Here is a 26078-nt window from a genome sequence, read left to right as displayed (position 1 = left end):
AAATCATGTGCGAGTCGATTCAGCAAGGAAAAAACTTAACAGTAAAAGTCAATATTGATTTTTGCTATATAATCTTACCTTCAAGAAAGACAAATTTTCGGCAAGTGCTGCAATCGCCTACTCATATTAGTGATGGTTTTCTAAATTGCCTTTGGGAATTTAGGTCATAATTTGTTGTCTATCCTCTGATCGTTTGTTGTCTATCTTTTTTTGATAACCGTCAGAAGCTCTGCAGATAGGAAAACCCATAGCATGAAGTTAGTTTTTAAACGGTGCTGTCTGCCTGCCCCTCTTGCTCTTTCGTTACTCATGACAACATTGTTTCTTTACAGTGGCTCCGCCTTTTCCGCCTTGTCCTTTGCCGATCAAGTCCAGCGGATGTACGTGGCCTATTACGGACGACCCGCAGACCCGGGAGGAATCCAGTTCTGGGTCGGCAAGTTGGAACAAAGTGATGGAAATCTTGACTCGATAATTGATGCATTTGGCAATTCACAGGAATATAACGAACGCTTTGGAAATTTAGATAATCCAGCGTTGGTTAACAATATATTCCTTCAGTTATTAGGACGTAATGCGGACTCTGGCGGCCAGGCATTTTATGTCGAACAGATAGAACTTGGCAGAATGACACTGGGTTCTATGGCACTGAATATCGCTGATGGTGTACCTGAAGGAAGCACTGATGCCCAAACCGTAAGCAATAAACTAACCGTAGCAAACACTTATACTCAGGCAGTCGATTCCGGGCAGTTTTCTTACAGTACAGCTGATGACATTAGCAATGCAAAAACCTTACTGGACTCTGTAGTAGACAACGATGATTCTAGAAACTCCGCCCTATCGACCATAGATGACATGGGAACAGGGCTGGACGAAAATCAATTCTATGCTGACAATATAGCCACAGATATCGTCCAGGCTCGATGCCAACTTTGCCACGTCCAAGGAGGGTTATCAGGACACACGCGATTAGTATTTGATTCGATTGAAAGCGAGTTTCAAAATCAAAATAACGTAACAGTTTTTCAGAACTTCGTAGATTCAGTAACCAATGGCGCTGAATTGATTCTCAGCAAAATAGTTGGAGTTAATCATGGTGGCGGTACAATCTTTAATTCCTCCAGTAACGAATACCAAAACCTTAGTCGATTTCTAGATTCTCTCACCGGTGGAAATGGCCTTGGCAATTCCAACCGCAGTGGATTCTGGTCCGGTGTGGAAATGGCCTCCGCAACTCAAACTTTGAGAAGAGCTTCGATTATTTCTTCTGGGCGACTTCCCACCCCAGAGGAGCAAAACAACGTTTCTGATAATTCAGAACAGTCACTAAGAGAGAGCCTCAGAGGATTAATGACTGGGGATGGATTCCATCAGTTTCTTATCCGTGGTGCTAATGACCGATTATTAACCGATGGCTTTTTTGAGGGCCTGGATCTCACCACAACAGACTCTTCTGAACCCTATTATCCGATTCTTGCCGACAAAGCCTATACTTTACGGAGCCAGGGACAACAAGATGAGTGGCGTGAATGGTTTAGGAAGTTTTCCTACGGTACAACTAGAGCGCCGTTAGAACTGATCGCCTATGTTGTTGAAAACGATAAGCCATACACCGAAATTCTTACAGCTGACTATTTCATGCATAACCCTCAGTCAGCAGAAGTTCACCGGGCCGGTCTATCCTTTGCCTCCGATGATGCCACGATCTTTAAGCCTGGTCCTAATCGCGGACAAATCCTCGCTGATGACAACCTAGAGGTGGAATTCATCCAAGGTATCGGACTGCGTATAGATTCCCACGGTTCCTACATAGCCTATCCGATAGCAGGAGTACTCAACACACAGGCTTTTCTGAGCCGCTATCCAACCACTGAAACTAATCGTAATCGTGCGCGTTCTCGCTGGACACATTATCACTTTCTTGGGGTGGATATAGAGAAGTCAGCTTCACGCACAACTGATCCCGAAGCACTGGCAGATACCGATAATCCAACCCTGAAGAATCCAAACTGTACAGTTTGTCATATTACGATGGACCCCGTTGCAGGAGCTTTCCAAAATTACGGACTCGAAGGGTTTTATCGCCAAAGCAGAGGCGGGAACGATTCCTTACCTTATCAATACAAATATCCGGAAGATGATGAGCCATCTCTATATCAATATGGCGACGTTTGGTATCGGGACATGCTTGCTCCGGGATTCGAAAATTCACTGTTACCTGACAACGACAATGGTTTGCAATGGCTGGCAAAGGAAATTGTCGCAGACCCTCGATTTGCTTCGGCGACGGTGAAATTCTGGTGGCCTGCTCTCATGGGAGAAGAAGCACTTAGCGCTCCAGAAGAAACCAGTGATTCTAACTACACACAAAAACTAAATGCTTACGAAGCTCAACAAGCTGATATCGAAACTCTGGCTGCGGGTTTCATTGAGGGGTTCACCGACAGAGGGCCATTTAACCTGAGAGATTTATTGGTTGAAATGATGCTAACCCCCTGGTTCCGAGGAACTGGCTTAATCGCGGCAAATAACGTCAATAGAGACGATGAACTGCTGGATGTTGGCGTAGGAAGGTTATTAACCCCCGAAGAGCTGGAAGCCAAAACAAAAGCCTTGACGGGGTATGCTTGGCGGGAGAGCGACGCATACTGGAAAGCCGATGGTAAGTGGAGCGCCCTTGGAGATACCTATAGTATTTATTATGGCGGCATAGACTCTAACGGGATTACTAAACGTTCGCGCCAGTTAAATACCATAATGTCCAACGTCGCATTAAAGCAGGCACTCGAAATGTCCTGTCAGGTCGTAATACTTGATTTTGGCCGAGAAGACGGCGATCGAAAACTATTCAATGATATTTCGCGCTATATCACCCCTTTGGTTATCGAAACGCAAACAGAAAGTATCACTGCGAGCGACAGAACTCAGACTCAGTCAATTAGCCTGACTCTGGAACTTCCCGTCGGAGCCACTTATCTTGCAGCTTCGTTTACAAACGATTTTTATGATGAGCAGGACGGTGACCGGAATCTTATCGTCTCAAACCTCCGTGTGCGCAATGCAAGCGGTGCAGTAGTGGCTAGCTATAACGTCGCTGACTTGGAATCAATAGAGGGCGCGATAAAAACGACTGGAGGCTCATACCGCGAAGATTCCTGGATGCTCTGGAGCAATGGCTCCATTCTGATTCCTCATCAGATCGATACGGCAGGCCGATATACCATAGAAATAGATGCCTGGGGCCAACAAGCAGGCCCTGATCCTGTTGAAGCCAAGTTAAGTGTGGAGGGCCGGGATCCATCTGCCGGGAATACTAAGGGCGCACTGATAATTAAAGACAAGTTACGCTACTTACACCAGCAAATGTTCGGAGAAGAGCTATCTATCTACAATATTGAAATTGAAAAGAGTTACGAGCTGCTGGTTGAACTCTGGACTCGCCGACGAGATGAAGACCTGACCTATGCCGTAGATTGGGACCACGAAGCCTGTCGTATTGGTGTAGAAGGTTTTTGGGATGAAAACAGAAATGACGATTTCAGAGATCCACAGAGCATGCTGGGAACCTGGATCTCAATGATGGTCTATTTTATGTCTGACTACAGATACCTTTATGAGTAAGGAAGAATATTCAAGGGTGCCTTTAGACCGGTACTCGCAGATAAGCTGATACCTAATTGTAATGCTACTTGATAGTGAATGGCAGACAGATGTTCAAAGGACAAGTAACAATCAGAATATGAGTGACAGACTATGAATCGGCGGCACTTCCTACAACTGATGGCGGTGACAGGTTACACAATGAGTTGCTTTCCTCAGTACAGCTTCGGTGCTGACCTCCCCGAATACACCGGCCGTTTCCTGGTTATTCTGCAGGCTGAGGGTGGCTGGGATGTCAGCAGCTTTTGTGACCCAAAAGCAAACATGACTGGTGAAGAGGAAATCAACACCTGGTCGAGAAGTGAGGAGATCCAGCAGTCCGGCAACCTGCTCTATGCCCCCTATGGTAACAACGCTCAGTTTTTTAATAAGTATCGCAATTACCTAATGGTCATTAACGGCGTTGACGCACAAACAAATTCTCATTCTGTGGGTGTTACCCACAATTGGAGCGGTCGAAATTCAGCTGGCTATCCCTCTTTGAGTGCATTATTTTCTGCAATCTACGGAGCAGAGTTGCCATTGTCCTATCTTAATTTCGGAGGCTATGGTGTTACAGCGAATTTAATCCGCTCAACACGTATGGATAGCATTGATTCCCTGATTGGTATTCTGGAACCAAACCTGCGAAATAGTGATGACAGTAGAGGCTATCGAACAGAAGCAGATTTGTCTGTCATTAAACGTTTTCAGCAACAACGATTAGAACGCGCATTTAACCGCAGTAACCTTTTGCCAAGAGAAAGAAACAGTCTCAGCTGGTACCAGCAGGCGACTGAGAGATCCTCAGGATTACAAGCTTTTGCCAGTATTATTCCACCCGAAGGACAACGTCAGCCCAACGTTAACGTTGGCGACTGGGAAAGTGATTTGTTGAAACAGGTGCAAATGAGTGTACTGGCATTTAAATCTGGAATGGCTTGTACCGCAGATCTTCATTTGGGTGGTTTCGATACCCACTCTCGACATGATATTGAGCATGAACCTCTGCTGGCCCACCTCACTGACTCAGTCGATTACCTATGGGACTATGCTGAAGAGCAGGGAATCGCCGAGCGCATGACTGTTATGATTGCATCTGATTTTGGTCGAACTCCCTATTACAACAGCAGCAGTGGAAAAGATCATTGGCCCGTTGGAAGCGCAATAGTTATGGAAAAAAACCCGGTGTGGGGAAATAGAACTGTCGGGCTAACAGATGGTCAGCAAAATGCGCTCAAAATAAACCCTGATAGCCTGCAAAGAGACGATAGCAGTGGTACACATATCTATCCAAAACATATTCATGCAGCGATGCGTGATTATTTAGGACTGACGGGCCATGAGTTGCTGACAGCTTTTCCTTTTACCGGAGTGGAATCCCTGGATCTGTTTAACCCAGCAAAAAGCAGCACCTAACTACAAACCCGTTGAAAGAAATAGAAATGTCAAAATTGGCTGTTTCACCACTTATATCTTTAACTACTCTGATGCTTTTAGCTTGGATAGCAATCGTGCAATTGGTCTATGGCTCAGAAAGTAGTGAAACTTCTATTAAGACAGGAATAAATAAAACAGAAGACACCACTAGCAAAACCGCACCCAACTTTACCGCCCCATTGCTTTTACAAGAGGGTAGCGTCTCTCTGACTGATTTTCGGGGTAAGATCGTATATTTGGATTTCTGGGCCTCCTGGTGCGGTCCCTGTCGAAAATCCTTACCGGCTATGCAAGAGCTACACACGGAACTCTCCAAATCAGGATTTACTGTAGTTGCTGTTAACGTCGATGAAGTTATTCAGAATGCCAAGAATTTTGCAATACCGCTTGCCCTCTCCTATCCGCTCGTATATGACGGTAATGGAAACATTGCCAAAAGCTTTGATATCAAAGCTATGCCGATGTCCTACGTGATAGATAAACAGGGAAAAATCATACATGCACATAAAGGTTATCGATCAAAAGATATGCCTCTAATTCGCCAGGCTCTTATGGAAATGCTCAAAGAGAAATAAAGGTGATAAACAGCTTAAAGGCTATCTACGAGATTAAATCAAGCGTGCAAACGATAGAAGCAAACTAAAATAGGCAATTTTATCAACAAATTAACTAAAGTGGATAGGTGCGTCTATAAATGAAAAGACTGATATTTCGTTCGTTTATTCTGATGGTTTCCATCGCTTATCTAGCCTCCTGTGCAGAGGTCAAGCCTTGGCAAAAAGAGAACCTTGCGAAGCCAGAAATGCAGTTTGGCGACCAAACCTTATCAGATAGAATAAAGTCCCATACCTACTTCAGCAAAGAATCAGCCCACGGTGGCACAGGAAGCAGCAGTGGAGGCTGCGGCTGTAACTAAGTGCACTAACCCAACAGCTAAGGCTAAGACAACCCTTCTATGGCAATAACAAAAAAGATAACTCCGACATTGGCCGCTCTCACAGCCTCTGCAGCAGCAATGCCAGGCATTTCCGGTTTCGCTTCTGCGGCCTCCCCTATCACTGAACCCAGAATATCTATCAGTACAAGCAGCTACCAAGAACAAGCTATTGACGGTATACGAACTACCGGTACAGATAATGCTGATCGTTACGACATAGAAGTAGGCCAATTCCAATTGGTAGCACCAATGGGAGATAACGCTGAAATTGACTTTCGACTCGCAAAGGACCGAATGTCCGGCGCTTCCCCCTGGTTTGTGGTTGAAGGTGCAGATGGTGAGCCGGTTCAAGTCATGAGTGGAGCAACCATTGATGATGAACGAAAAGATGCTTCATTGGAATATAAACACTTCAATGATTCTTCTGCGATAAGCGTAATTCTGGGAATATCATCCGAAAATGATTACTTATCACACAATATAGGCGTAGTTGTTGACCAGGAACTCAACAATAACAACACGACTGTATCAGTTGGTTATTCATTTTCTGATGACAACATCACTGCTACTGATTCAGAACTTTTTTTCAGTCGGCCCGAAAAGGAAAACAAAAGTGTCCAACTCTTATCATTAAACGTTAGCCACGCAGTCAATAAAAACTTAGCCTTTCAAACAGGACTTTCCTACGAAGTACAAAAAGGTTTCCTTTCTGATCCGTACAAACTAGTCATGGTAAATAATATCCCACTGGCAGATTCTCGCCCGGACTCTCGCTATGCTCTAATATATGTCGCAAACCTGAGGCAATATTTTCCAAAATCCACAGCAGCTCTAAAAATTGACTACCGCTACTACGCAGACAACTGGGGAATCGACTCCCACACACTGAGTTTGATTTGGCACCAGAACCTAACCAATAACTGGTCAGTGGCCCCGATGGTCAGATATTACAAGCAGAATGAAGCTGATTTTTTTGCTAACTATCTTGTTACAGCTGAAAATCAAGCATCTATTCACCACTCTAGTGATTATCGCCTCTCTAAATTCGATGCCGTATCCTATGGCCTGACACTGACAAAACAGATCGGAAGAATGGGCATAGAACTCTCAGCAGAGCAATACGAAAGTACTGATAGCCGGAAACCGGGCGACTCCAGAACGTCTCCCGGATTGGTTGATTTCTCTCTGGTTAGTCTAAGTGCTTCTTACGAATTCTAGTTCCTACCGCCAAATATCCACAGTTGAGTGCTATCAATGCAAATAAAAGGGAATAACCATGCGAAGCTGTGTTTAGAAAGCAGACAGTTCAATGCAATGGGTTCTCCCTGCGAGGTTCAACTCTATTTGTCCTCTGCAGATATGGATATATTCGACATACTGGAGCGAGAAATTAAGCGTTTGGAAGGCAAGTACTCGCGCTATCAGGAAACCAGTGTGGTAAGCAATATCAACCGTGTAGCCAAACTCGGTGGCCAGTTGACCGTCGATTCAGAAACAGCTGCAATTTTACAATTTGCAGATCACTGTTTTCAAAGCAGCAGCGGACTTTTCGATATAACCACTGGAGTTTTGCGAAATGCCTGGAACTTTAAAACAGGTATAAAACCCGCTTCCTGCAAACTTAATAAATATCTTTCTCTAGTTGGCTGGAAAAAACTTCACTGGCAGAACTCTCGGTTATCCTTTCCTGAGCCTGGAATGGAATTGGATTTTGGCGGCATCGTCAAAGAATATGCTGTTGACGCCTTAGTTACTCTTTGCAGAACAGCCGGAATCGAATCCGGTATTATTGATCTTGGCGGTGATATAGCAGTATTAGGACCTCACCCCGATGGATCTCCCTGGATGATTGGCATACGTCATCCCAGAAAAAACAACCAACCTATTTTAAAAATCCCTGTAAAACAAGGTTGCATTGCGACAAGCGGTGATTACGAAAGATATTTCGAGAAGGAAGGTCAGCGCTACTGCCACCTATTGAACCCATTAACTGGCCAGCCCGCAATGGAATTACAAAGCGTATCAGTGATTGCCAATCTCTGTGTCATTGCGGGTATGGCTAGCACTACATCTATGCTGATGGGTGAGTCGTTGGCGAAAGAGTGGCTCGATTCGCTTAATCTACCTTATTGTCTGATCAATAAATCGGGCTTGTTAACCAGTACAGGCTAACTCTGTACTCACAGTTTTACCAGACACATCACATTAAACAGTCACCCCACCTTACCGTCGTCGCGCCCAATCAGTCAATTTTCATCTGAACAAAAAAGCAATGCCTTGTTCTATGTAAGGTTTTATATGCTGACTATACTACTAAACATGTCCCCTTTTGTTCCCTTAATCTATGGGCTTCATCAGGGTATAACCAATACGTCAAAAGGGGGTTCCAATGAAGTACTTCTCACGACTGTTTGACTGGTATCAAAGATCTCACTCGCAGCACCCGACGTCAAAGCCCAGCAGAAATAACCACAAAACACTTAGCCGTTTTAGTTCGACCGGAATCTGCCTGGTTGTGGCAGTGGCACTTCAATTGGCCTCAACTGCTATCTACGCAGAATGCACATTCCGTTCATTTTCCAATGCTGAAGATGATGTAATTGGAGCCTACATAGCGTATTACGGCCGTCCGGCAGATCCAGGAGGGTTAGGTTTTTGGTCAGGTAAGCGCGAATCAGAGGGCTCATTGGATAGTATCATTCAGGCATTTGGTGAGTCTCAGGAATTTGATCAACGATTCGGTTCTCTGGATAACACAACCCTGGTAACAAATTTATACGATCAGCTATTTGGTCGCAGCCCAGATACTGAGGGTCTTAATTTTTATGTCAGTAATATTGAAGATGGCACCATGACATTGCAAAGTGCCTCTCTGAATATCCTGTTCGGTGTGCAAAATGAAGACGTTACCATCGTTAACAATCGAAAGAATGTCGCCAAATACTACGTTTCTCAGCTCGAAGAAAGGAATGCCACTAGCCTTGAACCTTCAGGTGACACCTTAGCATCGCTTATCGCTGGCGTAACTGTTGATACAGGAACAGCAAACAGTGCCTGTGCCAGCATAGATACCCTTATTGCAGATTTAATTGAAGCTAACGATCCCACGACTTACTCTGGCAGTGGTCAGCTGGATAGTACCGGTGGAACGATCACCGCAGGAGATGCTTCAATCACCATTCCAGAAGACAGCTTGCTGGCTCCAGTGTCTATCAATATCGCTGAAATGGAGCTACCGGCCGAACTCCCAACAGGACTGACGCAAATAGATGACGCTGTTGATATTGCTATCGATGAGACAGAGCAAGAAGTAATCAATGCGCCTCTCAGCATCACTCTCAGTTACAACGATACCGGTATGACCGAAGAAAAAGACCTGTTAGTCTTACATTACGATGAAGAAACAGGTTATTCGCCGGTTAGAATTACTGATCAGGACACCGAAGCCAATACTATCACTTTCGAGTCACGCACATTCTCTCCTTTTGTATTGGCAGCCATAGATGCGGTATTGCCAACTGAATTTGACTCCGGCTTTGCAGCCAACACAAACGGCTGGAACATTAATAACTTCGGTTCGTATTTTGCTCCTGGCGGTAACTGCCTGGGAATGTCCGGTTACGCCACTTGGTACTTCAACAACAAGAACGATAATCTGCGCACCAAGTACAGTAGTGATATTGCCCGCCTGGTCTCTATCCGTGCTCATATGGCCCAAAGCCAATCCTGGGCTATTAAAAACTGGCGAGAAGAGCAGAAACTTGATGCCCCTCATCTGGGTCGACTGATGAAAGCGTATATGGTCATGCTGAATCAGCCTCTTATCCTGGTTCTCGGAACAGATAATTCCCCGGCCCATGCGTCAGTGATATATGGTTACGATGCCAACGGTTTCAAATTCTATGATGTGAATGTCATGGATACAGAGCAGACGGTCTCCTTTGATGGCAATAGTTTTGGAACCTATGGCACCTACAACACCTTTGGCTATGTCGCAGTAAACAGTCTGGGTAGAACTGAAGATTTTGCAGGCTTGACCACTCAAGCCATCGCAGGCTTTACAGCATCTTCCGATATCAATCTAACCTCTCCCGAAGAAGACGAAGAATTTAATGTACGAGAGGCACAATTACAGGGAACACTTTCAAACTCACTGAATAGTTTAACCAAGCTGTACGTTGAGGTTAAAGGAGTCGGTCGGCAGATAGCTGTTGCCAACGGATCTTTTAACGATACCGTCGAAATATCCAACGGTGATAATACAATCGTATTGTTAGCAGGCGTGGATATCGGCTCTCAATCAAACTGGTACCAAAATGCAGCCACGCTAATACGCACAGTAAAAGGTGCTATTCCAGTGACCAACCTGCTGGTTACACTGACTTGGGATCAAGCTGACACTGATGTCGATTTATATATTACTGAACCTGAAGGTGAAACTATGTGGTATGGAGGCACAACAACTTCAAACGGGCTTGCATTGGATATTGACGACACTTCCGGCTTTGGACCAGAGCACGGAACCCTGGCAACAGGAATTGAGTCGGCATCATCGGGGACCGTGCTCCCAGGGGACTATATCGTCCGTGTCCACTATTACAGCGATCATCGCAGTTCTGATCAAGATCCAATTCCTGCCACGGGAAAGGTCACGATTGTTATCAACGAAGGTGAAGACAATCAGGAAATAGCCGAAACCAACTTCTCCATATCAACTGACAATAGTTCTGAGGACGGACCTGGAAATACAGGCGCCTCCTGGGCTGATATTGCTATTGTCGATATCGTTAATGGCGTCATTGTTACAAACTAAGACAAACTGGACACTCAACAAAACCTGGAATTTCGCAACACTGGAAGTACACTCAGCGCAATTGGGGAGGGCATCAAGTCCCCTCCTCGTTTGTTGAAGACAAAAAAGAAATGCTGGGGAAAACGCTGAAAAGGTCACTCTAGATTACGCACGATGCAAAGGTAGCGGACAGATCCAGTCGGGATGTGTACCACCATAAAGACAAAGGGTCGATCTACTAGCATTTCATACTGGCTGGGGGGTTCTGGCAAGGATCCCAATAAAGTAGCGGTGGTTAGCGATGCCGCTTCCGTGCCAATTTCATTAACGTCAATGACAGATTTATGTTGAATTTCATCAACAAAAACAGCCGCTTCATTATCAATCATATTTCCGAGCTCAGCGCCTCCAAATTGAAAAAGTCGATTAATTCCTTGTTGCTGTAAAATCGACTTCAAGGGACTTTCTGATTCAATGGCAAACCTTGGTAACTGGAATACCCCTTGCCGAGGCTCCGAAGAAATAAGCAAATCAGCCATAATAGAGGGTATATGTTTCAGAGTGTCAGTCAGCCCTGTTTGCCTACCCGGTAGTATTACAATGGAGGTGTAGGTTTCATCTTCATAATCCAGCGCAATGGCTTGGTGGTCGGGACTCTCAACAAATCTAAATTGTGATTGAATCCTCATCATCGGTACCGAGCTTTGTCCCTTTTCGCCATAAAATGGAAATGGTCGGGTCTGGTGCTCATTAAATTTCTTTTTCCAGCGGCCCATAAAGTAATTCGTATTCGCCACAATAAGCTGAGCATTCTTGGCATTGTCATCCAATATTGATTTTATCTTACTCCTGCTCTGATTACGGACCCATTGATTAGCATCTTCAATATCCTTTGAAGTATCCAATTTGCCTAACATCACATTTGATTGGTGAGAGAGCCACTTCCTATAACTATCTTTAATTACAATGCTCGAACGATGGAATATTCCATTAGATGAAATCCACCCATTCTCTTCACTCATAGGTTGCGTAGCAGAATCCCCAGTTAATTGTTCCGAATAACCTTCTGATTCAGCGCAGCCGTCTTCCTGCCCTAAAAATGCCTCAATTTCAACCCTTGTTTGTCCATTCGCTCCATTTCTCAATAGGCATAGTAAAGCTTGTATACCCGTTGGAGAAAGAAGAATGTTATCTCCACTTGTGAAATACAACTGTTGAGAAAGTCGCTGACCTATATGGTACTCCGACTGCTTCATTGCAATATCTCCATCTTTTTGTACAGACATAGCTGAAGCTGAAAAAAGCCACAAATAAGATATAAAAAGAACTCGGGCAATGCCGCACATAAACGGATTCATTCCTAAGATCAAAGTTCCTGTGGGAGGTGTCTACACTCTGCTAGTGCAAAGTATAGACTCCCTCACAAAATCAGCACGAGTTCCAATACTCAAAGTTACGACTGAAAGAATCCTCCTTTGGGTGGAGCTGCAAACAAAGCCATTGCCGCCTGCATATTTTCTTTAGGATAGTTTTCTACCGATTTCTGATGGGACTCCTCCGACAGCCATTTTTCTAAAACTACAAAATCATCCAGGTTATCTTTGCTTTGAAGCACTTCACAGGACAAACATCCTTCTGATGAAGAGATATAGGGCACCAGAGAATGAAGAAAACTCAAAAGATCTTTCTCTTTACCAGCCGCCGCTTTGAATTGATTGATTCTGGTGACAGTCATTGTCATTCCCTGCTTACTTTTTGGATTAACGTCGGTCTTTAAAAAAATATACATCAATCAGTCCCTTTCTCACCTATACACGAGATTTGGGTTATTTCGCAGCAGATTTTGAAATCGGCTTTAGAGCAGGCTTTGGAGTAGATACTGAACGAGTTACGACCTTCCCATTCTGTATACGTTGGAGCGCAAGAGTTTGTCTTGTTTCTATCGCACCCTGACACCAATTGTAGTCAATATGACCCCATAACTCGTCATCGTAATCCAATCCCATTAAGCGTAGATACGGTCGGTCAGCAACAACAAATTGTGTTCGGTACGGAAGCAATATCCCACCCCGCGCCTGCTGCACAGCCAAAGCTTCCCGATAGTCTCTACACCAGTGATTAAGCAACGTTGAGCATTGATTCGTGTACCAGAAACGACCGTAGTCTTCCGTGGGGAAAGCACTGCTGCAGGATAAAATATGCTGAGCATGCTGCCAATCCCGAAAACCGTACTGACGAGCAATAAACAACTGACAATGCTTGAGTTGCGGACTGTTTTTCTTACTCAAGGCAAGTAGCCCGGTATCTACCGGTTCCTGCTTAAGCAATTTCTTGGCGCGGATCTTAAGCTCTTCTACAGGGGACAACATACAATAAATCCTAAATAGTATTTTGTTTCCCGCAGAACAATTATTCAGAATTAGAATGCTGTGTCTTCTGACTAGCCAAACTGACTGGCATTACAACAAGGGTGAGATCCTCTTGGCGGGTAGGCACCCCTCAGTGCCTGTCAGCTGAACTATGCCTGACACCAAGGGAATTGACAAGGACTATAAAAGATAAAATGGCAGTCAAGAGAACAGCGAACAACATCCACTGGTCACTGGATCTGAAACACTTAACAGCGCTGAACCTCTGCTGAATTAAGGTAGTTCAACTCTTTAAAGCACCCCATAAGTACCATAATGGTTCCAAGCATTTCCAAGCCCTCCTCCACTATGAATTCCACTTGCTGCAGAACTTCAGGTAAAGGGGCAAAGTAATGGCTTACAAATTCAGAAAGGAGTCCTCCCGTCGCATAAACAACAAGCCCGCCTAAAAACCAAACACGAAGGTCTTCGCTGTCGCGCCTGACCACCCAAAAATACATAAAACAGATGGAGAAAAATACCGCAGCAAATGGCGCATAGACGTAAACCCATTTTATAGAGGTACTTCTATCAATCAGTTCATGCAACCGGGCGCCTTCATCCAGGGATAAAAAACAGTACGCGGAACTTAACACAAGCCAGAACGAATTCCAGCGTTCAATAGGCCTGATAAACCTTTCACGTAAAAAATAAATAACTAAAGAGAGAATTGAAATAGAAAATAACAACACGGTGGAATACCAGGTCGGTATATTCCCCTCGGTGTCAAGATTAAATCTATTATGTATACTCCAGGACGAACTCTCTGGAAAAAAATGCATCAACAACAGGATAGCTACAATAAACGAAAAAAATAGAAATGATTTTCGAATGGGTATTTCCATTGATTTCATCCTTTGTAATATAGGAAAGTTGTCGGATTATAACGACAGTTTTTCATAAATCCAGATGAAATTTCGAAGAGCCGGAAAAGCGCAGCCGATACCAATAGCACAGACCGATATACATAGACCTATGATCATATGTTCAGCCACTGATAAAATAACTTAATCGGAATTGAACAGCATCAAATTACCATCATCCTCCCCTGCAATATCGATTCTTTCTGTATATGTTGTTGCATAAAATCTCTTAGACACCGGGCTTTGGCACTTAGCAAACGACCACTGGGCCAAACTGCTAAAATATCACGCTCAGGGCCACACCATGGGGCCAAGACTTGCTCTAAACGTCCCTGCTGCAGCTCCTCTTTTACCTCGCTAACCGGCAGCAAAGAAATACCAAGTCCATCCCTGGCCAGCTGACTGGCTAAACGAATATCATTAACTGAGGTCGCAGCAATAGGGTTTACTGTAGCCGACGCCTTTGTCTTGATCTTTTGTAGTTTCCATACGGGAAGGTTACTCACTGTAATCAATCGATGATGATTCAAATCCTCCAGAACTTCAGGACGGCCTTGCTGTTCCAAATAGTCAGGCGCGGCAAGTAAGATGGTAGCAACAGACCCCAACCGCTTCTGATAGAGCTGCGAATCAATCTGTGGACCAATGCGTAAAGCGATATCCACTTGAGAAGAGAGTAAATCCTCAACCTGATTATTTAGCATCAGCTCTAATTGAATATCCGGATAAGCACCGATAAAAGCCGACCACATAGGTTGCAGTAAACCAATCGAAATATTCGTTGGAGCCATGACCTTTAACTTCCCGTGCAGCTGGTGCACGTCTGAACTCAGGTCTCTGGCAGTCTCTTCGAACTGTTTCACCAGGCCCGCATAAGCTTGGTAGTAAGCGTCCCCTTCAGCAGTCAGTTCAAACTTCCGTGCAGAACGATGAATCAGTCTGCACCCGAGTGTCGTTTCCAGCTTTTGCAGGCGGCGGGTAACCGTTGCTGCAGGCACCTTTAGCATCTCAGCAGTCGCCGACAGACCCCGATGCTGAGCAATATGAACAAAAAGAGCAATATCATCTAACATGATTTCATAATTGGAATATGTAGTTCCATATTTAGTCGTATTTATCAACTTAGCAATAATATACTCTCTTTCAAAATATCCAAACAGTCATTTCCAAGTAATCATTTTTTTATAACTACAGAGGTTATTATGAGTAAACTATGGATCAGTGCCGGAATAGAAATGCAAGATGGTAAAAACATTGAACAGGCGCTAAAAGCACTAAAGCAATTAGCCAAAGTAACCCTGCAGGAACCTAGCTGTTTTCAGTTCGACGTCCTTCAGCATCAGGACAACCCGAAGCGATTTACCCTGTGGGAATGCTGGCAGGATGAGAGTTCACTGGACGCTCATTTCAAAACTTCCCATACCAGAGCATACCTTGCTCAGAACTTCACCACAGTCAACTACGTCGAACGTCTATCTTTGGTAACCATTGAGACTAGCGAGTCATTCGTATGAAGCAGCGTTTTGTATTTGCAGTCCTAATGTCATTCATCCTGTCGTTGTTGATGACTTGCTGGGTGACCTGGATCAATCTGGGATGGAGTGAAAGCTTTATAACACATTGGAGTAAGGCTTTTGTCCTGGCCTGGCCCGCTGCGGCATTGATCGCCTTTATTTGCGGCCCTGAGGTACAGAAACTGACACAAAAAATCACCAGCAACAAGTAAGAATAATAATTAACAACACAAGATTTCAAGAGGACCACCCTGTGAATAATGCCTGATCACAAACACGTCAGGATGGTCAATTTTTGATCTTCATCAGGTTTGGGGGTAGATGCATTAAATAATGATAGATAAGCAGTCTAAAAGTCGCTAACTTGCTTGGTTCAGCAATGACTACCCCGCCAAAATGTTTGGAATAACTGCAAGAATCACCCTGATATTTACCCTGATGGCGGCTGTCATAATAGGGCTATCCGCCTACGGCTATTACTCCAATTTCCAGGCATTGGTCAATCAGACCTTATATAGTCGGGCTGAGCAGCAACTCTCGCTCGCCAGTCAGGAAATCCAAAGCACTTTTGAAAATGCGCATCGCGATACCCATCTACTGACCCATACTCCCGAAGTTATCCGCTATCTCAATCTGGTTAAACATGGCCCGGTTAATCAAAACAGCACGGGCAATCATGAGCGGCTTGCCAGCTTTCTGGAAGCTTACCTGGAAGAGCGTTATCAGTACTTTCAGATTCGCCTTATCTCTCCCCAGGGAAGAGAGCTGATAAAGGTGGAATCATCTCCTTCACCGGACACACCTCGTAAAATCTTCACATACCCTCAGTCACAACTACAGGATAAATCCCACAGAAAATATGTGCTCGAATCACTGCAACTGGGTGAGCATCAAAGTTATGCAAGTGTCGCCAGTCTAAACCGAGAACAACAGAATATTAGCGTCCCTTTACGTCCGACCATTCGCGTAGCCATGCCGGTGTACCTGAAAAAACAACTACTGGGTTTAGCCGTCATTAACCTGGAATTAAACACATTATTCAGCCAGTTGAAAAAACAGCAACGGACTGACGATTTATTCTATCTGATAGACGAGAGTGGCAACTTTCTGATGCACCCAGAGCCAGATAAGCGCTTCGCTTCAGAGCTTGGTCATACTCATAAACTTCGCAGCGAGTTCGAACATATTGACCTTTCGCGTATTTCTGATGATATATCTACATTTACCATCAACGGTAACTATCAATATTTTCAACGGGATACCGCTAAAGCGAGTAGTTACTTTCCAAAATTGATGCTATTGCTGGAAATAAATGGCACTCCAATCAAAGCAGCCTTTGGCCAGATGCAAGATATGGTTATGTTAATCACTCTGTTATCAGTTATCGCCTGTTTTCTATTAGTGTTTGTCCTTTCTGGTCGCATTGTACAGCCGCTTACCCTTCTGGCTTCAGCAATGGCTCACTTGCCAGGTGCTCCATTTAAAGGCGACACTTTACTTCCGGTCAATCGCAAAGACGAACTGGGGATACTATCCCGAGCATTTGTGGAGATGAAAAACGAGATTAGTAAACAGCACCACATGCTAAGCGTCAGGAAACAGCGTTTTCAGGCAATTACAGAAAATATCCTTGATGGCATTGTCATTATTGATACTCAGGGTCTTGTGCAATTTTGTAATCCGGCCCTCGAATCTCTCTTTGGCTACACAAAAGAAGAGCTTCTAGGGAAAAACATCAACAAACTGATGCCAGAGCCTTATCATCACCTCCATAATAGTTATCTGGAACAGTTTTTAAACGACAATACGTCCCGCAAGGTTATTTGCAACACACGAGAAGTCGAAGCACAGCATTGTGACGGTCGACTTTTTCCTGTTGAACTCTCCGTTACACAATTCAATATTGACGGAGAAATACTGTTTATCGGCACCTTAAGGGACATCACTCAGCGGAAAAAAACAGCACAGGACCTGAATGAAGCGAATCAACTACTGCGTAGCGCACAAGCCAGACTCGAAGAGCAGGTTGCTATCCGAACCCGCGAACTTGACCAGAGCAATAAGGCTCTGTTACAGGAAATAGAAGAACACAAAAAAGCTCAAGAAGCGCTGAAGCTTAACTACCAGGTCATTCGCAGCACCAGTGAAGCGGTTGTCGTAACAGATGCCAATAATGTTATTGTTGAAGTAAACGATGCCTATACCAAAATCACCGGCTATAGTCGTGAAGAAATTATCGGTGCAACCCCTTCCCGTTTACAGTCAGGTAGGCACAACAAAGAATTCTATGCCCAGATGTGGAGCCAGCTATTGCGCGAAGGTTGTTGGAAAGGAGAGATCTGGGATAGAAGAAAGGGCGGAGAGATATTCCCCAAGTGGCTTACAATCAATATCGTTAAAAATGATGTGGGGGAAATTTCACATTATGTCGGCGTTTTTTCTGATATCAGCGACCTGAAACAGCAAGAGGCTGAACTGGAAAAGCTTGCGCACTTTGATCCCTTAACACAGTTACCGAATCGGCTGCTATTCAAAGAAAGGGTTGAACAGAAATTACTCCGAGCAGCTCGCAATGGTGACAAAGTTGCGCTGATGTTTCTGGACCTGGATCACTTCAAACATATAAATGATTCTCTTGGTCATGAAGCAGGAGATCTTTTACTGATTGAAATTAGCAAAAGACTTGAAACCCAGATACGCGATATCGATACCTTAAGCCGTCAAACGACCGAGCAGGATATTTCTCTTTCACGGACTGTCGCCCGACAAGGGGGCGATGAATTCACCATAGCACTGGGTGACCTGCATAGTCTCTCAGGTCTGGTCGACGTCATTGAGCGTATGCAGGCCCTTTTGCAAAAGCCGGTGCACATTAAAGGCCATGATATATCCGTTAATACAAGCATCGGAATCGCAGTCTACCCCCAGGACGGTCTTAGCTACGAAGAACTGACCCGTCATGCCGATGCAGCCATGTACCGATCCAAAGAGGCGGGCCGAGGTAACTTTCTTTTCTTTACCGAACAAATGAATGTCGAGGCTCACAAACGTTTAAAACTTGAGACAGAAATGCGCAAATCTCTGTCAAACAATCATTTCCAGTTATTTTACCAACCCAAGCTGGAAAGTGGTCAGCAGAATGTTATGGGCATGGAAGCTCTGGTTAGATGGCAGCACCCTGAGCAAGGGCTGATCCCGCCAACAGACTTTATTGGTATAGCCGAGGATACGGGGTTAATCATTCCTCTGGGAGAATGGATTCTACACACGGCCTGTCTCAACTGCGCAACCTGGAATCAACAACAGAATACTGAGTTGCAGGTGGCGGTAAATATTTCGGCAAAACAGTTTAACGATCCGAAGTTTGTATCCAAGGTAACGGCAGCACTACAGAATGCAAACCTGCCTGCCCATTGCCTGGAGCTTGAGATAACCGAACGTGTCTTTATCAGGAATATCAACGACTCTATTACCATCGTCAATCAACTAAGAGATTTGGGTATTAAAATAGCAATGGATGATTTCGGTACCGGCTACTCATCTTTAAGCTACCTCAGACAACTGCCCATTGACACACTTAAGATTGACCGCAGCTTTATCGTTCAGCTCAATCGTCAGGATTCTGCAGCAGACAGGGCAATCATTAAGGCTATCATTCAGTTGGGTTGGAATCTAAAAATGAAAATTGTTGCAGAAGGGATCGAAACAAGCGCCCACGATGAACTGCTCAAAAGTTTAAAATGTGACATGCTCCAAGGGTACTTTTACAGTAAGCCCCTCGCTGGAGAACATTTCACAGCATATCTGAACGACGTGTTATCAGGAGAAAATACTGACCAGCCATTATTGACTAACTAAGGCGTTGACACGGCCAACTCAGTGATTTATCCGCTACCTACCCAGAAAAGCGTTTAGGTATACAAGGATGTGGATCGCCAGATCCCCTCAAATCTATGGTCATATTAACTGTCATCGGAAAAGCGCACCGCAATCTCTCTGAACTCATCCTGAAGAACAACCAGCGCATCCACTAAATCAGGATCGAATTGAGACCCCTTGCCTTCTTTGATCATGGATATGGCTTCTTCAGGCGGAAAAGCTTCTTTGTAAGCCCGCTTATTCACCAGCGCATCATAGACATCAGCTATGGCCATAAGCCTTCCCGACAGGGGTATATCATCACCGGCAAGTCCTTCTGGATAACCCGTTCCATCCCACCGCTCATGATGGGCACAAACAACCTCCTTGGCCAGTTTCAGAAACGATGTACTACCCAGAGCGGCTTCAGCTCGTAACAGTGCATCACGGCCGTAGATAACATGCCTTTTCATCTCGACCCACTCCTCATCATCCAAGGGGCCGGGTTTTCTGAGTATTTTGTCGGGAACCCCTACTTTGCCGATATCATGCAGAGGTGCAGATTTAAACAGAAGATTGATATATTCAGGCGTAATCAGACCTCTGAAACGAGGCTTATCCTGCAAGTATTCAGCGAGTCGACGGACATAATGCTGTGTTCTGCGGATGTGATTTCCTGTTTCATTGTCTCGGGTCTCCGCCAATGAGGCCATGCAATAGATAGCAATATCCTGAGTTTGTTCGATCTCCCGGGTCCGTTCTCTAACACGCCTTTCCAGCGCTTGATTCTGATCCTGAAGCACCTTATGAGCCTGAATCAGTGCCAAATGATTTCTAACCCTGGCCTGAACAATCGGCGGACTGATCGGTTTTGTAATATAGTCTGAAGCTCCAAGCTGAAATCCTCGAATTTCATCATCCACTTCGCTTTTTACAGTGAGAAAAATAATCGGTATATCGCAGGTGGCAGGATCTTTCTTAAGTTGTCTGGAAACTTCATAGCCATCCATTCCTGGCATCAGTACATCCAACAGAATCAAGTCAGGAGGAGTTACTGATCTTGCCCGTTTAAGCGCTTGCTCTCCGTTCATGGCAACAACTACTTTGTAATCTTCACGCAGAAGGTCAACCAGAACATCGATGTAAAAGCGTTCGTCATCAACAACCAGAATACGTGTTTCAGATGGGATCTCAGATAAATTCATTACGCCTCCTCCGGCAAGTCACGACAGTAATCTGTCAGCTCCTCTAAGCTCATTTGAGCCTCTTCAAAATCATATTGATTAAGCTGCTCAAGAAGATCCTGTATGAGCGGCCCTGTCTCCGGGGTATTGAGTTGAGTTATATTTTCATTTAATAAAATTCTCGCCTCAGCATCCCCTTCCTCCACCAGCGAGCGTATTCTGGCCAGCAATGCCAGCTGTTCTGTTTTACCTAGCTTTATTTCTGCGTCCATTTGAACGCCATGCTCTGGCCCGCTTACCAGCTTTTCCAAAGAACTGATGAGTTCCGTAAAGACTATCCTGAATGCCTCCAACGGCTCATTAATACCGCTTGTGGGTCTTTCAACGATCACACTTTCAAGCGCTTTAGCCGCTTCTTCAACCTTTTCAGCACCGATATTTCCGGCAACCCCCTGAAGCGTATGAACCACTCGACGCGCCTGATCATAATCTGCTGCTTCAAGCTGATCGCCAATATTTTTAATCTCGTCCTTATGTCGCGCTAAAAATTCAATCAGTAAATTTCGGTACAGCTTGGCGTTACCTCCTATCCGTTGCACCCCCCACTCCAGATTAATGCCGGGAAGCACTTTAGGCAGTGGTGGGGCTGCCTGTTGGGTATTTTCGCCAGTGGTATCAACGATATCAGACTCGGAGAACGGGTCTGAAGGTTTTAGCCAATACCTCAGACGAGCGTATAGCTGCTCCGGATCGATGGGTTTGCTGAGGTGTTCATCCATACCTGATTTCAGGCAACGATCCCTGTCACCAGCCATAGCATGAGCAGTCATCGCAATAATGGGGAGATTCTTGAATCGCTTATTTTTGCGTATTACAGAGGTTGCCGTAAAACCGTCCATCACCGGCATTTGTATGTCCATCAGCACCAGATTGTAGTCAATATACTCCAGTGCCTCTATCGCTTCATTACCATTAGATGCCACCCCCACCTCCAATCCGTATCCCAACAGGAGTTCTCTGGCTACCTGCTGATTAATGGGGTGATCTTCCACCAACAGAACCCGTCCTTTCAGTCGCTGTTTACGGACAACCAGAGTCGCTTGAGGGTTGCCAGACTCCGTCTGACCATTCACTCGCAGGGCCCGTATGATGGTATCAAAGAGCGTTGAGGGGTTTATCGGTTTAATCAAAAAACCGTCCAGACCCAGCTGTTCAGCTTGCTGCATTATCTCTTCACGACCATAGGCGGTTGCCATGATGAGTTTAGGTGGTGGCGAAAGCTCCTTCATCATACGAATCTGACGACAGGTCTCGATCCCGTCTATTCCCGGCATGCGCCAATCAATCAGTACCAGACCATAGGGTTCATCGGTCTGAGACAGGGAGCGTCCTGGTAAAGAATTTCCAGGCTCTGTAACGTCAGAATAATTGCCATGCAATAAATTTAAAGCCTGCTCACCACTCTCAACCGCAGTGACTTTAAATGAAAACGACTCAAGCATCTCTCGCAGTACAGTTCTGACACTGGCATTGTCATCAACCACCAGTACTTTCAGTCCTCTTAAATCAGGGTCTGGCTGATACTGGGTTTCTTGCTTATCACAAAGACAATCAAAACCGAGAGTAAATTTGAACTGGCTACCCTCTCCCACCTTGCTCTCTGCGCTGATTTCTCCCCCCATTAACCCGACCAGTTGTTTACAAATACTCAACCCCAGGCCAGTGCCTCCATATTCCCGTGTGGTAGAACTATCGGCTTGGATAAATGGGCGGAACAGCTTGGATATTTTATCGCTGTCAATTCCTACACCGGTATCACTGACAGTAAATAAAATAGTTACTCGACCACTCCCTTGCTTACTCAGTCGCGCGCATATCCGTACTTCACCGGCAGAGGTAAATTTGATTGCATTTTGCGTCAGGTTGATAAGAACCTGGCCCAGTCTGAGCGGATCACCGATCAAGATATCTGGAATTTTCGGGTCTCTGGAAATAAGTATCTCTAGAGACTTTTCTTCAGCCTTTAAACTAATCAGGCCCGTCAGCGTTTCAAAAATATCATCAAGCTTGAATTCCGTTTTATCTATGCTTAGCTTGCCTGCTTCTATCTTTGAGAAATCAAGGATGTCGTTGATAATGCCCAGTAAAGCAAGGGCGGATATCTTAATTTTCTCAACATAGTCCTGTTGTTTTGCCGTGAGCTTGGTCTGTAACGCCAGGTGGCTCATACCAATTATGGCATTCATTGGCGTTCTGATCTCATGGCTCATATTTGCCAGGAAGTCACTCTTAAATTGATTCGCCTGTTCAGCTACCTCCTTCGCATTAGCCAGCTCCTGTTCCATCTTGATTCTCTCGGTGAGATTCACAAACATTCCCAATCGAGCCTGCTGCTCACCCATCTGAATCGGAATAGCAGAGATAGCGCCTTCGATAAGATCCCCTCGGTCGGTAATAAATTGAATCATTCGATCATGAACTTCCCGTTGATCGACCATCTCCTGAATAAGTTCAAGTCGGTCATCCGGGTTGGCGTAAAATGAAACCATATTTCTGCCAATCAACGACTGCCCTTCCAAGCCGATTTCACGCCCTGCATGAGGGTTCGCCAACATAATCCGGCCACTGTTATCCACTACAACAATTGCCAGAGGCAGTGAATTCAGAACGTTTTTAAGCTGGGCTTCACTTGCTTGCAATGCTTCCTCTGCGGCTTTGCGTTCCGATATGTCTTCTTTAATTGCTACATAGTTCACAACATTATTTTGTTCGTCGGATACCGCAGCAATAGTGGCAGATTCCCAAAACAACGAACCGTTCTTATTTCGATTAAGAAGCTCTCCCCGCCAGGTACCGCCCGCTGTAATCGTATTCCAAAGATCGCTGTACAACGACTTTTCTGTTACCCCTGATTTGACGATTGCCGGGGTCTTCCCGATAGCCTCCTCTGCGCTATAACCTGTCACTTCAGTAAAACTTGGATTTACATATTCAATGATCCCCGCCGGGTCAGTAATAATGACCATAGCCGGACTCTGTTCGACAGCTCGGCTCAGTTTCCGTAGTTCCGACTGGCTTTGCCGCAGGATTTCTTTTTGCCGGCGCATCTGAATAGCCCAAGCCAGCACCAGTAAAATCAGAAACGCAGCCGCAGTCGCCACTTGCCATAGCAAACGATAATCCACTGCCGTATCGTATCGAACAGATAACCAGCGATTACGAATCTCTGCTTTTTCTGAAGGAGTTATGCTTAACAGTACTTTGTTAAGAATGGGTACCAGTTCGGGGAACTTCTTGCTTACGCCTATGCGAAGCTCATAATCGTATGGCGTTGGAGCGGCTACTTTAATATTCGCTAACCCCAGATGCCCGATGTGATAGCTGCCCACCGCTAGATTGCCAACAAAGGCATCCACTTCCCCAAGCGACAGCTTTGTCAGTGCCTCAATGGCATTATCAGCCATCACTTGTTGCAGACCCGGGAAGTCGCGACGCAAATATTCCTCTGCGATACCACCCTCTTCAATCGCTATGCGCTCATTAGCCAGATCCTCAAGCCCAGAGATATAAGGCTCATTTTCCCTTCTGAATATCACGAGTGGAAAACTGAGATAGGGGCGGGAAAAATTTAAATAGGCATCCCGATCTGTTGATCGAACCAAGGCGGGCAGTACATCAAGACTACCTCTTTTCGCTTCCGCCATGACCTGAGACCAGCTCAGTCCCAGTTGCGGGATTAAACTGACGCCCAGCCGCTGTTCAATAAGTTCGACATACTCTGAAGCAACCCCTTTGTATTGATCCTTTTCCACAAACTCAATCGGCGCCCAGGCGGGATCGACACCGATGCGAATCTGAGGATGTGCCCTTAACCATACTTTTTCATTAGCAGACAGCTGGATCGTCGGTTCAGATGACTGAGTGAACGAATGGAAAGAGATCCAGCTTTGCTCTATACCCCGCCTTTCATCCTCAGTCATTGCCGCCAGTACCTTGTTAATCAGCGCTCGCAGAGGAAGCCATTCAGCTTCATTTCGAACAGCAAATTTCTGATCGGCGGGACCCAGGCCCGGGTCTCCTGAAAAACTCAAATTTGTTAACTGTTGCTGCTCAATCGTCCACTGAGCGACAGCACGAGTACCAATATAGGCATCAGCTTTTCCCCAAGAAACCATTTGCAGTGCTTCGGTGGTAGAACCAACGGGTAGCAGTTCAATCTCAGGGTAAAGTTGTTGTAATCGTTTCATCGTAAAAAAACCATTTTCTATGGCCACTCGCTTGCCATAAAGGTCTTCTACCTGAGTTATTTCCTGTTGCCGCTCCTGCCGCGTCACAATCACTTTCAGGGCCGTATAGAAAGGATCAGTAAACACCATGTTTTTCGAACGTTCAGCTGTTTCTACAACCGTTGCGGCTATCTTTAGCGACCCTTCGTTGACCTTGTCCAGCATCTGCTTAAAGGTGGGTCCGGGGACCGTCTGAAAACGAATACCGAGAGATTTTTCAATTCTGCTCAAATAATCAGAAACAATCCCCTGATGGCGCCCTCTTTCATCCATGAAATCAATCGGAGCCCAATTCCCATCGACCCCGATCTCAACCAGAGGATGGGCCTTTAACCATGCTTTTTCTTCCTTGGAGAGATCAAGCTTATTTTTGTAATCTCCTCTTGCCGTCCACTTAAACCCCAGCCATTTACTGGTAATTGTGGCGTGTAATTCAGGGTCAAGCTCTCTCAAATACAGATTGATCAGCTTGAGTAGTTCGCTATTCCCTTTTTTTACACCCGCACGATATGAACGGATATATAAAGGTGAGTCGTCGGCCTGAAAAGGATCTGCCAATCCATGTTTATGCAGATAGTTTGATAGATAAAGACGCTGAGAAACAAATGCGCTTATTTCACCCCTTAGCGCAGCTGAAAACAGTGCATCATATCCATCATAAAGAATCAGCTTAGTTGCCGGGAATTCCCGACGCATATAGTGCTCATGAAAACTCCCTTCGGTTACTCCAACAGGGAGTCTGAGTAGTGATGGCCTGGATAAGTCTGAAACAAGCTCTGGGTTAAAGAAAAGATGGTAAGCGCTACTCAGGATCGGTTCGGAGAAATCCATGACCTTGTTGCGTTCGGCATTTTTAAAAAGACCCGCGTTAAAATCAGCAGGTCCCTCCAGCACTGCCAGCTGGGATTTTTCGTTATAACCTCCGACAAAGCGCACAGCTATCCCAGCTTGCTCAGACCACAGGCGCCATAAGTCGATCAGTATTCCATCAGCCTCACCCGATTCATTCCTGAATTGAATAGGCGCACTGTCCAATCGATAGGATACGACTAATTCCGAAGGTTCTGCGTGACTTAGCCGCACAGGCAGAAAAATGATCAGGAAAAACCAGATTCTCAACAGGCAAGCTGGATTGATAGCGATCAACTCCGGTC

The 26078-nt window shown here is 45.2% G+C and carries 17 protein-coding genes; 10 read left to right on the top strand and 7 right to left on the bottom strand.

From position 1 onward, the window contains the following. Nucleotides 1-252: 252 nt before the first annotated feature. The 7 genes from BGP75_RS06820 to BGP75_RS06790 all read left to right on the top strand — a co-directional run bounded on the left by BGP75_RS06820 (nt 253) and on the right by BGP75_RS06790 (nt 10832). Nucleotides 253-3624, top strand: a complete 3372-nt coding sequence (locus BGP75_RS06820) for a DUF4214 domain-containing protein (RefSeq protein WP_076716938.1) — start codon at nt 253-255, stop codon at nt 3622-3624. Between the two features lie 180 nt (nt 3625-3804). Further along, entirely contained in the window at nt 3805-5061 is a 1257-nt protein-coding gene (locus BGP75_RS06815) for a DUF1501 domain-containing protein (RefSeq protein ID WP_076716936.1), read from the top strand. A 26-nt stretch (nt 5062-5087) separates the two neighbouring features. Further along, nucleotides 5088-5657 (top strand): peroxiredoxin, encoded by a 570-nt coding sequence (locus BGP75_RS06810; RefSeq protein WP_076716933.1) that lies wholly within the window; start codon nt 5088-5090, stop codon nt 5655-5657. A 119-nt stretch (nt 5658-5776) separates the two neighbouring features. After that, entirely contained in the window at nt 5777-5998 is a 222-nt protein-coding gene (locus BGP75_RS06805) for a DUF4266 domain-containing protein (protein WP_076716930.1), read from the top strand. A gap of 39 nt (nt 5999-6037) precedes the next feature. Next, on the top strand, nt 6038-7237 hold the full coding sequence (locus tag BGP75_RS06800) for a DUF3570 domain-containing protein (protein ID WP_076716927.1): 1200 nt from the start codon (nt 6038-6040) through the stop codon (nt 7235-7237). A gap of 96 nt (nt 7238-7333) precedes the next feature. Then, nucleotides 7334-8191 carry an FAD:protein FMN transferase gene (locus BGP75_RS06795; RefSeq protein ID WP_233152865.1) on the top strand — a complete coding sequence of 286 codons (858 nt, stop codon included), beginning with the start codon at nt 7334-7336 and terminating at the stop codon, nt 8189-8191. A 217-nt stretch (nt 8192-8408) separates the two neighbouring features. Next, on the top strand, nt 8409-10832 hold the full coding sequence (locus tag BGP75_RS06790) for a DUF4214 domain-containing protein (RefSeq protein ID WP_076716922.1): 2424 nt from the start codon (nt 8409-8411) through the stop codon (nt 10830-10832). 134 nt (nt 10833-10966) lie between these two features. Here the strand turns inward: BGP75_RS06790 and BGP75_RS06785 are convergent, their stop codons facing one another. From BGP75_RS06785 to BGP75_RS06765, 5 genes are all read right to left on the bottom strand, one after another. Beyond that, nucleotides 10967-12169 (bottom strand): serpin family protein, encoded by a 1203-nt coding sequence (locus tag BGP75_RS06785; RefSeq protein WP_076716919.1) that lies wholly within the window; start codon nt 12167-12169, stop codon nt 10967-10969. Between the two features lie 95 nt (nt 12170-12264). Continuing rightward, the gene (locus BGP75_RS06780; RefSeq protein WP_198939289.1) at nt 12265-12600 is read right to left on the bottom strand and encodes a putative quinol monooxygenase; all 336 of its coding nucleotides are present in this window, start codon (nt 12598-12600) and stop codon (nt 12265-12267) included. A gap of 37 nt (nt 12601-12637) precedes the next feature. Then, on the bottom strand, nt 12638-13180 hold the full coding sequence (locus tag BGP75_RS06775) for a hypothetical protein (protein WP_076716916.1): 543 nt from the start codon (nt 13178-13180) through the stop codon (nt 12638-12640). 248 nt (nt 13181-13428) lie between these two features. Next, nucleotides 13429-14064, bottom strand: a complete 636-nt coding sequence (locus tag BGP75_RS06770) for a hypothetical protein (RefSeq protein ID WP_076716913.1) — start codon at nt 14062-14064, stop codon at nt 13429-13431. Between the two features lie 182 nt (nt 14065-14246). Continuing rightward, a complete protein-coding gene (locus BGP75_RS06765; protein ID WP_076716910.1) occupies nt 14247-15155 on the bottom strand; it encodes a LysR family transcriptional regulator in 909 nt (302 codons plus the stop codon). A gap of 129 nt (nt 15156-15284) precedes the next feature. Between BGP75_RS06765 and BGP75_RS06760 the strand changes: the two genes are divergently transcribed. From BGP75_RS06760 to BGP75_RS06750, 3 genes are all read left to right on the top strand, one after another. Next, nucleotides 15285-15596, top strand: a complete 312-nt coding sequence (locus BGP75_RS06760) for a putative quinol monooxygenase (protein WP_076716907.1) — start codon at nt 15285-15287, stop codon at nt 15594-15596. A 26-nt stretch (nt 15597-15622) separates the two neighbouring features. Continuing rightward, the gene (locus BGP75_RS06755; RefSeq protein ID WP_233152864.1) at nt 15623-15808 is read left to right on the top strand and encodes a DUF2798 domain-containing protein; all 186 of its coding nucleotides are present in this window, start codon (nt 15623-15625) and stop codon (nt 15806-15808) included. Nucleotides 15809-15992: 184 nt separating this feature from the next. Then, entirely contained in the window at nt 15993-19454 is a 3462-nt protein-coding gene (locus tag BGP75_RS06750) for an EAL domain-containing protein (RefSeq protein ID WP_076716901.1), read from the top strand. Nucleotides 19455-19558: 104 nt separating this feature from the next. Here BGP75_RS06750 and BGP75_RS06745 read toward each other — a convergent pair whose 3' ends face one another. Both BGP75_RS06745 and BGP75_RS06740 read right to left on the bottom strand, forming a co-directional pair. Then, nucleotides 19559-20659: an HD-GYP domain-containing protein gene (locus BGP75_RS06745; RefSeq protein WP_076716898.1), complete on the bottom strand. Its 1101-nt coding sequence runs from the start codon at nt 20657-20659 to the stop codon at nt 19559-19561. Next, on the bottom strand, nt 20659-26070 hold the full coding sequence (locus BGP75_RS06740; protein WP_076716895.1) for a transporter substrate-binding domain-containing protein: 5412 nt from the start codon (nt 26068-26070) through the stop codon (nt 20659-20661). Before BGP75_RS06740 ends, BGP75_RS06745 begins: the two co-directional genes overlap by 1 nt. Between the last annotated feature and the right edge of the window lie 8 nt (nt 26071-26078).

Source organism: Motiliproteus sp. MSK22-1, from assembly GCF_001968815.1.
Taxonomy (GTDB): Bacteria; Pseudomonadota; Gammaproteobacteria; order Pseudomonadales; family Balneatricaceae; genus Motiliproteus.
Note: the sequence above shows the minus strand (reverse complement) of the source record. Positions and strands in the feature narration are given on the sequence as shown.

Excerpts from the sequence above, each read along its gene's own strand:
- BGP75_RS06820 (WP_076716938.1), top strand. The coding sequence starts at position 253 with ATGAAGTTAGTTTTTAAACGGTGCTGTCTGCCTGCCCCTCTTGCTCTT.
- BGP75_RS06815 (WP_076716936.1), top strand. The coding sequence starts at position 3,805 with ATGAGTTGCTTTCCTCAGTACAGCTTCGGTGCTGACCTCCCCGAATAC.
- BGP75_RS06810 (WP_076716933.1), top strand. The coding sequence starts at position 5,088 with ATGTCAAAATTGGCTGTTTCACCACTTATATCTTTAACTACTCTGATG.
- BGP75_RS06805 (WP_076716930.1), top strand. The coding sequence starts at position 5,777 with ATGAAAAGACTGATATTTCGTTCGTTTATTCTGATGGTTTCCATCGCT.
- BGP75_RS06800 (WP_076716927.1), top strand. The coding sequence starts at position 6,038 with ATGGCAATAACAAAAAAGATAACTCCGACATTGGCCGCTCTCACAGCC.
- BGP75_RS06795 (WP_233152865.1), top strand. The coding sequence starts at position 7,334 with ATGGGTTCTCCCTGCGAGGTTCAACTCTATTTGTCCTCTGCAGATATG.
- BGP75_RS06790 (WP_076716922.1), top strand. The coding sequence starts at position 8,409 with ATGAAGTACTTCTCACGACTGTTTGACTGGTATCAAAGATCTCACTCG.
- BGP75_RS06785 (WP_076716919.1), bottom strand. The coding sequence starts at position 12,169 with ATGAATCCGTTTATGTGCGGCATTGCCCGAGTTCTTTTTATATCTTAT.
- BGP75_RS06780 (WP_198939289.1), bottom strand. The coding sequence starts at position 12,600 with ATGTATATTTTTTTAAAGACCGACGTTAATCCAAAAAGTAAGCAGGGA.
- BGP75_RS06775 (WP_076716916.1), bottom strand. The coding sequence starts at position 13,180 with ATGTTGTCCCCTGTAGAAGAGCTTAAGATCCGCGCCAAGAAATTGCTT.
- BGP75_RS06770 (WP_076716913.1), bottom strand. The coding sequence starts at position 14,064 with ATGGAAATACCCATTCGAAAATCATTTCTATTTTTTTCGTTTATTGTA.
- BGP75_RS06765 (WP_076716910.1), bottom strand. The coding sequence starts at position 15,155 with ATGTTAGATGATATTGCTCTTTTTGTTCATATTGCTCAGCATCGGGGT.
- BGP75_RS06760 (WP_076716907.1), top strand. The coding sequence starts at position 15,285 with ATGAGTAAACTATGGATCAGTGCCGGAATAGAAATGCAAGATGGTAAA.
- BGP75_RS06755 (WP_233152864.1), top strand. The coding sequence starts at position 15,623 with ATGTCATTCATCCTGTCGTTGTTGATGACTTGCTGGGTGACCTGGATC.
- BGP75_RS06750 (WP_076716901.1), top strand. The coding sequence starts at position 15,993 with ATGTTTGGAATAACTGCAAGAATCACCCTGATATTTACCCTGATGGCG.
- BGP75_RS06745 (WP_076716898.1), bottom strand. The coding sequence starts at position 20,659 with ATGAATTTATCTGAGATCCCATCTGAAACACGTATTCTGGTTGTTGAT.